General features: G+C 45.1%; 13 protein-coding genes. 8 read left to right on the top strand and 5 right to left on the bottom strand.

What is annotated here, in order from left to right:
• Positions 1-37: 37 nt before the first annotated feature.
• The 7 genes from AC07NA_RS08930 to AC07NA_RS08900 all read left to right on the top strand — a co-directional run bounded on the left by AC07NA_RS08930 (position 38) and on the right by AC07NA_RS08900 (position 7550).
• Positions 38-454 carry a GxxExxY protein gene (locus AC07NA_RS08930; RefSeq protein WP_494897261.1) on the top strand — a complete coding sequence of 139 codons (417 nt, stop codon included), beginning with the start codon at positions 38-40 and terminating at the stop codon, positions 452-454.
• A 60-nt stretch (positions 455-514) separates the two neighbouring features.
• Positions 515-1105, top strand: a complete 591-nt coding sequence (gene leuD / locus AC07NA_RS08925; RefSeq protein WP_494897260.1) for a 3-isopropylmalate dehydratase small subunit — start codon at positions 515-517, stop codon at positions 1103-1105.
• Positions 1106-1253: 148 nt separating this feature from the next.
• The gene (leuB, locus tag AC07NA_RS08920) at positions 1254-2327 is read left to right on the top strand and encodes a 3-isopropylmalate dehydrogenase (RefSeq protein WP_494897661.1); all 1074 of its coding nucleotides are present in this window, start codon (positions 1254-1256) and stop codon (positions 2325-2327) included.
• Between the two features lie 190 nt (positions 2328-2517).
• Entirely contained in the window at positions 2518-3273 is a 756-nt protein-coding gene (locus AC07NA_RS08915; RefSeq protein WP_494897259.1) for a class I SAM-dependent methyltransferase, read from the top strand.
• A 140-nt stretch (positions 3274-3413) separates the two neighbouring features.
• On the top strand, positions 3414-4580 hold the full coding sequence (locus tag AC07NA_RS08910; protein ID WP_494897258.1) for a 2-isopropylmalate synthase: 1167 nt from the start codon (positions 3414-3416) through the stop codon (positions 4578-4580).
• 2 nt (positions 4581-4582) lie between these two features.
• Positions 4583-5833, top strand: a complete 1251-nt coding sequence (ilvA, locus tag AC07NA_RS08905; protein WP_494897257.1) for a threonine ammonia-lyase IlvA — start codon at positions 4583-4585, stop codon at positions 5831-5833.
• A 307-nt stretch (positions 5834-6140) separates the two neighbouring features.
• Complete coding sequence (locus AC07NA_RS08900) at positions 6141-7550, top strand: ATP-dependent DNA helicase (protein ID WP_494897256.1); 1410 nt, start codon at positions 6141-6143, stop codon at positions 7548-7550.
• 296 nt (positions 7551-7846) lie between these two features.
• On the opposite strand, the gene AC07NA_RS08895 is transcribed toward AC07NA_RS08900, so the two are convergent.
• From AC07NA_RS08895 to AC07NA_RS08880, 4 genes are all read right to left on the bottom strand, one after another.
• Positions 7847-8845 (bottom strand): ABC transporter ATP-binding protein, encoded by a 999-nt coding sequence (locus AC07NA_RS08895; RefSeq protein ID WP_494897255.1) that lies wholly within the window; start codon positions 8843-8845, stop codon positions 7847-7849.
• A 369-nt stretch (positions 8846-9214) separates the two neighbouring features.
• A complete protein-coding gene (locus AC07NA_RS08890; RefSeq protein ID WP_494897254.1) occupies positions 9215-10054 on the bottom strand; it encodes an outer membrane beta-barrel protein in 840 nt (279 codons plus the stop codon).
• 22 nt (positions 10055-10076) lie between these two features.
• Positions 10077-10874, bottom strand: a complete 798-nt coding sequence (locus tag AC07NA_RS08885) for a hypothetical protein (protein WP_494897253.1) — start codon at positions 10872-10874, stop codon at positions 10077-10079.
• A complete protein-coding gene (locus AC07NA_RS08880) occupies positions 10843-11412 on the bottom strand; it encodes an RNA polymerase sigma factor (protein WP_494897660.1) in 570 nt (189 codons plus the stop codon). The genes AC07NA_RS08885 and AC07NA_RS08880 overlap by 32 nt, the downstream gene beginning before the upstream one ends.
• A gap of 73 nt (positions 11413-11485) precedes the next feature.
• On the opposite strand from AC07NA_RS08880, the gene AC07NA_RS08875 reads away from it, so the two are divergent.
• The gene (locus AC07NA_RS08875; RefSeq protein WP_494897252.1) at positions 11486-11659 is read left to right on the top strand and encodes a type II toxin-antitoxin system VapB family antitoxin; all 174 of its coding nucleotides are present in this window, start codon (positions 11486-11488) and stop codon (positions 11657-11659) included.
• Positions 11660-11742: 83 nt separating this feature from the next.
• Here AC07NA_RS08875 and AC07NA_RS08870 read toward each other — a convergent pair whose 3' ends face one another.
• Positions 11743-12597: a CopD family protein gene (locus tag AC07NA_RS08870; protein WP_494897251.1), complete on the bottom strand. Its 855-nt coding sequence runs from the start codon at positions 12595-12597 to the stop codon at positions 11743-11745.
• Positions 12598-12649: the final 52 nt, after the last annotated feature.

Below are 12649 nucleotides of genomic sequence, written 5' to 3'. Positions count from 1 at the left end.
TCTGAACCGGAATTTAAGAATTGGTTGAATTAACAGAATGGAGGGCGTTAAAAGATCACCGGAAGAATTTAAAGATTGCACCAGCAAAATTATAGGTTGTGCAATGAGGGTTCACGGAGTATTGGGCAACGGCTTTCAGGAAGTAATATATCAAAGAGCATTAGAGATAGAATTTCAGGATGAAGGCTTGGGATTTGTGAGAGAAATGGAAATGCCGATATATTACAAACAACAGCAGATAGGTACACGCAGGGTTGATTTTTTTGTTGATGATGAAATTATGGTTGAACTAAAAGCGATTATACAATTGGAAGATGTTCATTTGGCGCAGGCACTTAATTATTTGGAAGCATACAATGTTAAAACCGGTTTACTTATAAACTTTGGCAGTAAAAGCCTCCAGTTTAAACGATTATTTAATAAGAAATACAGCACAAGCAATTTTTCATTTTAAAGAAATTCTGAAAATTATTTAATTCTAAAAATTCGGGTTCAGACAAAAATTCAGATCAAGATGGCTACTAAAATATTCAAACATATACAAACCAGCGTGGTGCCGTTGCCGATAGAGAATATCGATACCGATCAGATCATCCCCGCTCGTTTTTTGAAGGCCACTACCCGCGAGGGTTTTGGTAATAACCTGTTTCGCGATTGGCGCTTTGATGAGAACGACAACCCGAAAACAGATTTCGTGCTTAACAACCCCACTTACAGTGGTAAGATACTGGTTGCAGGCAAAAACTTTGGTTGCGGCAGTAGTCGCGAGCATGCCGCCTGGGCTATTGACGATTATGGCTTTGATGCCGTAGTAAGCAGCTTTTTTGCCGATATATTTAAAGGCAATGCCCTTAACAACGGCTTGCTGCCGGTACAGGTGAGCGACGAGTTTTTGAAAAAAATATTCGATGCCGTATTTGCCGACCATAACGCGCAGGTAGAAATAAACCTGGTTGATCAGTTCATCAAAATTGTAGCCACCGGCGAACAGGAGAACTTCGAGATCAACCCGTACAAAAAAGCCTGCATGACCAACGGTTACGACGATATCGACTATATTTTAAGCAACAAAGAGAAGGTTGTTGAATTTGAGGAAAACAGATAAGGTTAAAGGCGGAAAGCTGAAAGTATAAAGCTAAAAGCAATCTCTTTTTCGTAGCAAAGACCAGGTGAGTTAAAATAATCGGTGAGATCACAATAAATCGGTGAAATCCCAAAAGAATAGAATCGGTGAAATCTAAGAATTAATGGGAATTAAAAAACACATATTAGTAATACCCGGCGACGGGATAGGCCCCGAGGTTACCACCTGGGGCAAAGCTGTTTTAGAGCAAATAGGTAAAGATTTCGGTCATGAGTTTACGTTCGATGAAGCTTTGATGGGCCACGCGGCCATTGAAGTTACCGGCGAGCCGCTGCCCGACGAAACCCTTGCCAAGGCAAAAGCCAGCGATGCTATTTTGTTCGGCGCCATCGGCCACATTAAATACGATAACGACCCGTCGGCTAAAGTAAGGCCGGAACAAGGCTTGCTGAAGATCCGTAAGGAATTGGGTTTATATGCCAACCTGCGCCCTATCATGCTGTTTGATGAACTGCTTGGCGCATCGAGCCTTAAACCCGAAATACTAAAAGGAACGGATATCCTCTTCTTCCGCGAACTGACCGGCGATGTATACTTCGGCGAAAAGAAACGCAGCGAAGACCGCAATACCGCGTCGGACCTGATGATCTATCACCGTTACGAGGTAGAGCGTATTGCTACCAAAGCATTTGAAGCAGCCCGTGTACGCGGCAAAAAATTATGCTCGGTAGATAAAGCCAACGTACTGGAAGCATCACGCCTGTGGCGCGAAGTAGTGCAGGAACTGGCCAAGCAATACCCGGATGTAGAAACCGAACACATGTTCATCGACAATGCGGCCATGCAATTGGTTAAAAATCCTAAAAAGTTTGACGTGGTATTAACCGCCAACCTTTTCGGTGATATATTAACTGATGAAGCATCGCAAATTGCAGGTTCAATGGGTATGCTGGCATCGGCATCGGTGGGTGATGGTACCGGTTTCTTTGAGCCTATTCACGGTTCGGCACATGATATTGCCGGTCAGGATAAAGCTAATCCGCTGGCCTCGATACTATCGGTAGCGCTGATGTTCGAGATCAGTTTCGGCCTCAAAGAAGAAGCCAAGAAGATAACCGACGCTATTGACAAAGCATTAAAAGACGGCTACCGCACCGGCGACATCGCCGACGCGACAACCGACAAAGCAAAAATATTAGGCACCAAAGCCATGGGCCAAAAGGTATTGGAATACTTGAGTTAAGGTTAAAGGGAGAAAGGCGAAAAGTAAAAGCTGAAAGCAAACTCTAAAAACTCCCTCTTTGCGCAGCAGAGAGGGACGTCGAGCAAAGCGATGACAGGGTGAGTTGATGTAAAAGCGAAAAGCAAATGAACCAATGACCGCAATGACTGAATGCCCTAATGCCCCAATGACTAAAACATAGGACTAAAAAATGAAATGGAACGCTGAATTATATGATCAAAAGCACTCATTCGTATTTCAATACGGCGAGAATGTGCTGGAGTTGCTGGAGGTTAAAGCCGGTGAGCATATCCTTGATCTGGGTTGCGGTACAGGTTATTTAACACAGCAGATACATCAGCTTGGTGCAAGGGTAAAGGGCACCGATAGCTCGGCAGACATGATCAAACAAGCTAAAGGGAACTATCCTGAAATTGATTTCGCGGTAGAGGATGCTACAAAATTTACTACTGACGATCAATACGATGCCGTGTTTTCAAACGCGGTATTGCACTGGATAAAGAATACCGATGCCATGATGACCAGTGTTTACAACAGCCTGAAACCAGGCGGCCGCTTTGTGGCCGAAATGGGAGGCAAAGGCAATGTGAAACATTTAATTGCAGCAACACGCGAGGTATTGTTAAACCACGGTTATAAAAAACAAGCCGAAACTAAGGTGTGGTACTTCCCGTCAATGGGTGAGTATACCTCAAAGCTGGAGGCACATGGTTTCAGGGTAACTTACGCGGCACATTTCGACCGTAAAACGCCGCTGCAAGATGGCGACCAGGGAGTAGCCAAGTGGATCACCATGTTTGGTCCGCTGTTTTTAGCAGGCATCCCGCAGGAAGAAAAACAACAAATGCTGGCCGAAGTAACTGCCCTGCTCGAACCGCATTACAACGAAGGCGGCCAATGGTACGCCGATTACAAGAGATTAAGATTTATAGCAATAAAGGAGTAGGTATTGTATCAAGTAGTTAGTATCAAGTATCAAGACATTTTATGTACCATACTCATTCGCTAACAAAAAGAGAAATCTTGATACTTGATACTAACTACTTGATACTAAAGAATAACATACAACTAAAAACAAAAAAGCTTATGTTACACGATCCCAACCGAGTCTATGTTTTTGATACTACGCTGCGCGATGGCGAGCAGGTACCGGGTTGCCAGTTAACAACCCCCGAAAAAATTGAGATAGCACGCGAGCTTGAAATACTGGGCGTGGATATTATAGAAGCCGGTTTCCCTATCTCAAGTCCGGGCGATTTTCAGAGCGTGGTAGAAATATCAAAAGCTGTAAAAGAGCCTACCGTTTGCGCCCTTACCAGGGCCAACAAAGGTGATATAGATGCCGCCATCGAATCACTTAAATATGCCAAACACCCACGTATCCACACCGGTATAGGTTCGTCGGATATGCACATCAAGCATAAATTTAATAGCACCCGCGAGGAAATTTTAGAACGCGCCGTTGAGGCCGTTAAATACGCCAAACGCGCTGTAGAAGATATTGAGTTTTACGCTGAAGATGCCGGCCGTGCCGACGTTGAGTATCTGGCAAAAATGGTGGAAGCCGTTATTGCAGCAGGTGCTACAGTAGTAAACATTCCAGATACTAACGGCTATTGCCTGCCCGACCAATACGGCAGCAAGATCCGTTTTCTGAAAGAGAACGTAAAAAACATCGATAAAGCTATTATATCGGTACATTGCCATAATGACCTTGGTTTGGCCACGGCCAACTCAATTGCAGGTTTGCAAAACGGTGCAAGGCAAATTGAAGGTACCATTAACGGTATCGGCGAGCGCGCCGGTAATACCTCTATAGAGGAAGTGGTAATGGTGTTAAAAACGCACCAAACATTGGGTTTATACACCAACGTAAACTCAAAGAACTTTTACGAAATGAGCCGCATGGTAAGCACTCAAATGCGTATGCCGGTGCAGCCTAACAAAGCAATTGTTGGCGCTAACGCCTTTGCGCACAGTTCGGGTATTCACCAGGATGGGTTCCTGAAAAACCGTGAGAACTACGAGATCATTCGCCCGGAAGACGTTGGTTTCCCGAACGCGAGCATCGTGCTTACAGCACGCAGTGGTCGCCACGCTTTAAAATTCCACTTAGAGCGTTTGGGTCACCAGTTAAGCAAAGAAGAATTGAACGAAGCCTATACACGCTTCCTGGCGCTTGCCGATAGCAAGCTGGATATAAATGACGATGATTTGCAAACCCTACTGGCATATCGTTTGGTAAAACAATAATAATGGGTACAGAAACCGAACATTTGCTTGATTTTGAAGCGGCACACCAGCGCTTAAAGGGTGTAGTTAAACATACGCCATTACAATATAATGCAGGCCTTTCAGCAAAATACGAATGCGATATTTACCTGAAACGTGAGGATCTGCAAATAGTACGCTCTTACAAATTGCGCGGCGCCTACAACATGATCAGCCAGTTAACTGCCGAGCAGTTGGGCCGTGGTGTAGTGTGCGCAAGCGCGGGTAACCATGCACAGGGCGTAGCATTTTCGTGCAACAGGTTAGGTACTAAAGGTGTAATTTTTATGCCCGAAATTACCCCGAAGCAAAAAGTTAAGCAAACCCTGATGTTTGGCAATGGCAGCGTTGAAACCGTTTTAACCGGCGATACTTTTGACGATTGCTTACGCGAAGCCCTCATTTACACCGAAACACACGGGATGACGTTTATTCCGCCGTTTGATACCTACCCTGTTATTGAGGGACAAGGTACAGTTGGTGTAGAAATATTGAAAGACCTGCCCGATGTGGAAGCCGTTATTATGCCTGTTGGCGGTGGCGGTTTGGCAGCCGGTACAGGCACTTACCTGCAATCGCAAAACCCGGATATTTTACTGATAGGTATTGAGCCCGAAGGTGCCCCCTCAATGGTTGGCGCTTTTGGGAATGATGGCCCGGTAACCCTTGACCATATCGATCGTTTTGTAGACGGCGCGGCGGTAAAACGCGTGGGCAGTATCACCTACAAAATATGTCGCGAAGTATTGGACGAAATGTTGCTGGTACCCGAAGGTAAAGTTTGTACCACCATACTGAAATTATACAACGAGGATGCCATTGTGGTTGAACCCGCAGGCGCGCTATCAGTAGCGGTGCTTGATTTGGTTAAAGATCAGATAAAAGGCAAAAAAGTGGTATGCGTAATCAGCGGTGGTAATAACGATATCGACCGCATGCAGGAGATCAAAGAGAAATCGCTGCTGTATGAAGGATTGAAACACTACTTCATCGTACGTTTCCCGCAACGTCCCGGAGCTTTAAAGTTGTTCGTGAGTAATGTATTAGGCCCTGGCGATGATATTACCCGTTTCGAGTTCATCAAGAAAACAGCTAAAGAGAACGGCCCGGCACTGGTAGGTATCGAGCTAAAATCTGCCGACGACTACCCGGCCCTCATGCAACGCATGGCCGAACACCGGTTTGATGTAATAGAGATCAACAGGGATCAAACACTGTTTGAATATTTGGTGTAAGCCTAATAAATATTCTTTTTTTTACAATCCCTCCTTGGGGAGGGGCGCGTTGGGAGAGCGATGGCAGGGAGGGGTTTATACGGCATTTTAACTAAAAAATCCGGTTGATGAAACCCCTCCCTACACCCTCCCAAGGGAGGGAATCGCACATTGCCCCGCATTTCTTATCTCTTCGAAACACCCTGGGTGATAACACCGATCACTGGCATTATCCTCGTCCCCTTCTACCTTGTCTTTCTTATCATTCAAGCCAAAACCAAATAATACTAATTTATTTAGCAAAATATACTTATATTAGCGCCATCTAATGGCGGCGTATACCTTAAACCCTGATCAACAAATTGCTTTTGAAACTATACAAGAGTTTTTGAAGCATCCTACTACCAATATTTTGGTGTTAAGGGGTTATGCCGGTACAGGTAAAACCTTCCTGATGCAGCACCTGTGCAACTGGCTGGAGAAACGTGAACAAAAGTTTTGCATGCTGGCTTCTACCGGCCGCGCGGCGAGCGTATTAAAGGGTAAAACCGGCTTCACAACCAAAACTGTACATAGCGAGCTTTATAATTTCAGTAAGATTGACGGTATTGAGGAAAACTCAAAGGCCGACAGCAAAATTAACAGTAACGGCCAGATGACGCTGCAATTTTTGCTGCGTGCGCCCGATGAAGATAAAAAGCTTTACATAGTTGATGAAGCCTCCATGATGTCGTGCGAGGCATCTAAAGATCAGGCTTTCGCTACATTCGGTTCGGGTATTTTACTTGATGATTTTTTTGAAGTAGCTGGCCAAAACAAGATCATCTTTGTTGGCGATCCGTGCCAGTTACCACCGGTCGGGCAGGCTTTTAGTCCGGCATTGGATGTAAACTGGCTTTCGGCTAAAGGACTTACCGCCATGGTGGTAACGCTGACCAAAATTGAGCGCACCAATGCTGATAACGGTATCCTTACCCTTGCTACTTCCATCCGCAATATGAGTACACAGGATATCCCGGCACGTTTCCCTCAATTACCCGCCCGCGATCTGAATAATATCAAACTACATTTTTCGGATAAGGACATCTTTCACCATTACGTACAAAAATATAAAGCCACAGGCGCCAATAAAACGCTGGCCATAGCCCGCAGTAACGCGTTGGTACAAAACATTAACAAAGCCATGCGCAGGGAACTTTACGGCTCGGTCGATGCGCCGTTGCAAGAGGGCGACATCCTGTTGGTAACACAAAACAACTATGCTGTAGCCTTAACCAATGGCGATTTTGTGGAGGTGCTGGAACTTACCGAACTAAAATACCGCTCGCACCTCGTGTTTCAGCAGGTACGCATCAAAGCGCTGGCATCTGACAAAGAAACTACCATGCTCCTATCTATGGATGCGCTGGAAAGTCCGAAAGGTGGTTTAACAAATGATCAATCGCAGTTTTTGCTGATGGATTTTAATAAGCGTATGCGGGCTAAGAATATAGCGCAAAATTCCGAAAAATATAAAAAAGCCATGCGCGACGATGAATATATGAGCAGCCTCAAAGCATCGTACGGTTACGCCGTAACCTGCCACAAAGCACAAGGCGGCGAGTGGGATGATGTATACCTATTTTTGGAAAGCAAAATGTATGGCATGCCCTATAACGAACTTTGCCGCTGGTGGTACACCGCTGTAACACGCGCTAAAAAACAATTAAACCTGGTGAACGGTACGTGGGTGGCTTAGTCAGAAACTTTTTAATTCCTCCCTCGGGAGGAGTGTGTAGGGAATTGCGGTGGCAAGGAGGGGTTTATACGGCAGTGGATGAACCCCTCCCTACACCCTCCCATGGGAGGGAATCGCACAAGCCCCTACTCTTTTATCCTCGCTAATATATGTGTTTTTTAATTCCTCCCTCGGGAGGAGTGTGGTGGGAATCGCGGTGGCAAGGAGGGGTTTATACGAGCAGTGGACGAACCCTTTCCTACATCCTCCCAAGGTAGGAATCGCACATTTCCCTACACTTTTATTCCTTTCTATCATTAATACTCCAACCACTTCTTCACTTTCAGGTTGGCGGTATCGCCTTCCTTGTATTTGCCTTTTTCCTGGTTTACGGCGCGTAATTGGGTGTGGCCGTTGTGCAGTATCAGGTCTTCGTAAAAACCTTTGAAAAGCACTTGTTTTACCGTCCAGTCTTTATGGGTGAGGCTATGGGTAATGGTTACCCATTCAGGATATACCACCACGGTACTTTTATCCGGATTAATTTCGCAAGCTTTTGCTTCAGCCGCGTCCATCACATTGCAGTTGGTAAGCAATTGGGCGGTATATAAATATCCCGGATTGGCATACAGTGCTTTCGGACTACCCTTTTCCAAAATCTCGCCATCTTTAAGCACGATCAGCTCATCGGCCATTGACAGTACTTCGGCAGGATCGTGCGATACCATGATCACCGTAATGCCGGTATCTTTAACAATCTGCCTGATATCCTGCTGTAATCCTTCCCGAAACGAGGTATCTACCTGGTTAAAGGGTTCATCAAGCAATAAAACTTCGGGTTGCATTACCAGCGCGCGGGCTATGGCTACACGCTGCCTTTCGCCGCCGCTAAGATCCACCACCTGCTTGGTGGCCAGGTGCAGCATATTGAGCTGGGTGAGTACATTTTCGGTTTTTTCTTTTTTGGCTTGCAGGTTGGTATTGGGCAACAGAGAGGCTACGTTATCCCAAACCTTGGCAAAGGTGTTCAGATCGTCGGTATGCTGGGTTACCATCTTCATAGAGTCGTGGCCGGGTATCAGCTTTTCTTCGGGCCCCCAAACACGTTCATCTTTAAAACGTACTTCCCCCTGTTCCGGACTTATCAAGCCAAACAACATGCGCAGCAAGGTACTTTTACCGCTACCGCTGGCACCTATTATGGCTGTAATTTTTCCCTGTTCAATATCAAGGCTTATATCTTTAACACCCGCCGCGCGTACACCTGGGAAAATTTTACTTATCCCCCGTGCCTGCAAAAAAGAAGTTTCCGTCATCAGCGGCAAATATACGGAGAAAGGTGAAAGCGGAAAGGAGAAAGCGAAAAGGCTAAAGGTAAAAGGAGAAAGCGGAAAGGAGAAAGTTTAAAGCGAAAAGCCGAAAGCTCTTTAATGCCGACGCTTGGCTCCGGCCAAGTGTTAGCGATCCCGCGGCTTCCCGCCCCAATCATATATCTGTAATACGTAACGGCCGGAGGCCGGGTAATGGTGGACACTTGGCCGGAGCCAAGCGTCGGCATTAATCATTAATAAAGAAAAGGCGGAAAGGTTAAAGGCACATGTGTATCCCCTTAACTTTTCCGCCTTTCGGCTTTCACCTTTAAGCTTTATCCTTTCAGCTTTCCGCCTTTAGCTTTTACCTCTTAATTAGAATCCTATCGTAGCGCCTATCATAAAGCTCTTAAGGCCTTTTTGGGCGGGGCTGTCGTCGAACATGTCGTTGAAGTAGTATTTGGCAAACATGCCTATGCCTCCGTAGCCTATGCGGGCAAATGCGCCGTATTGTACTTTGGCCAGGTTAAAGCTGGCAGTGTATTTCTGTTCACCGTTCTCGGTACTTTTTTGCCTGGTGGCCCCGTTCATCAGGAAACCCATCAGCGGACCACCTGCCAGGTGAAAGCGGTGACCATGGTTGTCATTATGGCTTCTCCAGTAAAAAGTAAGCGGGATACGCAGGTAAACTGATGAAAAGCTATTCTTTTCGTAATCAATATCGTCGGTAGTATAGGTTAGCGATGGCTGGAACCTTTTTATCGATACATCTTCGCGCAGGCGGTAGCTTGTCCAGTCGAAACCACCGGAAGCATATATTTTAAATGAGCTGCTGAAACGGTAACCGATCTGTACGAGGTCTAACCCGAAGTTGCTGCTCTTCCATGAGCGGTATCTTAAAAACTGGTTATCGGCCGATAGCTTAAAGCTTCCGTTATCAATCAGCGTAGCAAAACCAATGTCGATACGTGAAAAGGCGAAGCCATAAGAAAAGCCGGGCTGTTTTGACGGCGTTTTTAATGTATCATGATTATCGGTACTAAAGCTGAATTTAAAACGACGCTTTTTGGTGCGGGTAGTATCCGAATGTTTAGTGGTATCGGTAGAAACAGTGGTTATAGTGGTAGTTGTGGTAACAACGGTATCTGTTTTGGTTTGCGCGAATATGGTCGCCGTAAAAAGCACTGCAGCGATGGTAAAAATTATACGTTTCATATATGTTGGATATTATAGGTTGTTATTTGTCTTCATTCTTTATTTTGATGATGCCGAGGTTGATGCCTGTAATAGCACCGTCGCCATCCTTAAATTCAATCAGTTTATCTTTACGTTTATCAATTTTCGCTATCAGGCTGTTCATAAATCCGCCAAAGCCCCTTTTCTTCTTTTTCACAGGCTCCTGCTCGGTCGCTTGTTTTTCGGCTGCGGGCTGTGTTGTTGAAGCCATTACAACAGGCTTTGTTTTAAAAGGTTCGGTTTCGGCAGAAATTGTTTTTTGTGACAGCGCGATATCCGTATCAGGCACCACCGGGTGTAATGTTTCCTCCGGTTTGGCTGTGTTTGCTGCCAGCACGGGCTCCTGCTCCACAACTACCGGCTGTACGGGTGTATGAGTTGCTTCTTTTTCTGCCTTAACTGTATTGGCTTTCACTTTCGGTTTTACAGCTTTAGTAGCCGCTATGCTCTCAACCGGAGCCTGTTGTTTAACCACAGGTTGTACAGGCGCTATTACCTTTGCCTGCACAGGAGTATTGTTTACAGGCTGGGGCTTGCTGCTCACCCTGGTTTTTACCACCTGCTGATTGGTTAGCTTTGGTTTGCCGGGCATAAATAATATACCGGCGGTTAGTAATACCACTATAGTGGCCGCTATGCTTAGGTAAGGTTTTAAATTCTTCTTCTTTTTGTCGCTATCCAGTTCGGCGGCGATGCCTTTCCACAGGTCGTGGGATGGCTCCATTTCAAAATCATCCAATTTCGAATGGAAAAAAGCGTCCAGTTCTTTATCCTGCATATTCATATCTTTTTCCCTCACTTTTTGCAATTAACTCTTTCAATATAGTACGCGCTCTCGACAGCTGCGATTTCGACGCGCCTTCGGTGATGCCCACAATTTCGGCTATCTCCTTGTGCGAATAACCTTCCAAGGCGTACAGGTTAAATACCATGCGATACCCCGGGGCCAGTTGTTGTATCATACCCATCAAATCGCGGGCATCCAAATTGGCATTGGCTACAGCGTTAACCGATGGCTCCTGCCCTGTACCTTCCACATCAACTACTTGCAGCATTTTATGGTGCTTGCGGTAGTATTCGATAGAGCTGTGCACCATAATACGCCTGATCCAGCCCTCGAAAGAACCTTCGCCGCGGTAGTCGTCCAGCTTTTTAAAAACCTTTATGAAACCGTTCTGCAACATATCTTCGGCCTCCATCTTATCGGTAGCGTAGCGCATGCATACCCCCAGCATTTTCGAAGCAAATTGTTTGTAAAGCATTTCACACCCTTTACGCTCGCCCGCCTTACAGCGTTTGATCAATTCCTCAATGGTATAAGTTCGCTCCAAAAACATCATTTAAAGGTAAGATGAATGTTTGGGCTAAATGGTTGCATGCGGGTGAAAATAATTTTGATATTTTAATGCTATGAATTTAAAGGTAGATACCGCCTTAATTACAAAGGCCTGTGAGATAAGCAATATAGCATCAAAAAAGGAGGTTGCAGAAAAAGCCTTGCAATTATTTATTCGCACGCAAACTCAAAACAACCTGTTAAACTTATGGGGAAAAGTGGAGTTAGATGATGAAGTGTATCGCTAATCGATGTATTGTTCTCCCAAGAAATACTTATAACTAAGCACTAAGGTTTATCGGGAAGGTTGAATAAATAGCAGGCCTATCTGTTATTTAAAATGCACATACCAATTACCATTTGATTCGCGGTCCACAGTTTCCTGTGATTCAAAACCAATATGTACGAATTGCCTTGCTTGCTCTGGATAATCGTGTTTGTTTAATACTTCACGAAGGCTGACTGCCAATTCGGGCATATCAGTTAATCTTTTCTTTTCAGCATCAGATTGTGTACAGATCCAAAAGACAAGATGCTTAGGATCGATATCATAAGCCCCATAGGAATCAACCCATAGATTTTCGTTGCTAAAAGACTTTGCGGTTACTTCAATGTCATCACTAATTTGCTTTACCTTACCTTTTAGTGCGCCGGTTTTCTTCTCCCTGAAATACTTATAGATCTTCACTGCCGACATAATGATCAGTGAGAATACGATTATACCTACTACACCAAAGATCCAGTTCAGCGAGCTTTTCAATACTACCAGAAATACGATAGCGAATAGCAAAATGGTAGCCAACTCATTCCACAGGCGAAGCTGGGTGGAGGTCCACTTGAAGATGCCTTTGCGCATCTGTTTCATTTTGCTTTGGCAAATGTGATGGTATACCACCAAACCTAATACAAAGGTGAGTTTAAGGTGCATCCAGCCCTGGTGCAGCCATGCGGGCACCAATACCAGCATAGTAATACCGGCCGCTATAGTAATGATCATGGAAGGTACGGCTATTACATACCATAGCTTGCGCTCCATATCTTCAAACTGTGCCGACAAGATCTTTTTTTCCACGTCCGATTTGTCCTGCGCCTCGGTGTGATAAATAAAAAGGCGCACAATATAAAACAATCCCGCCATCCAGCAGACCACAAAAATAATGTGTATGGCTTTTATATAATCGTACATAACGCCCATAAGGCCCACGAATTGACTCAATTAATCAATTCGTGGGCCTCTT

The sequence above is a fragment of the Mucilaginibacter sp. GW821-FHT07G05 genome (genome assembly GCF_059418565.1).
This window is presented reverse-complemented; position numbering and strand designations above follow the sequence as displayed.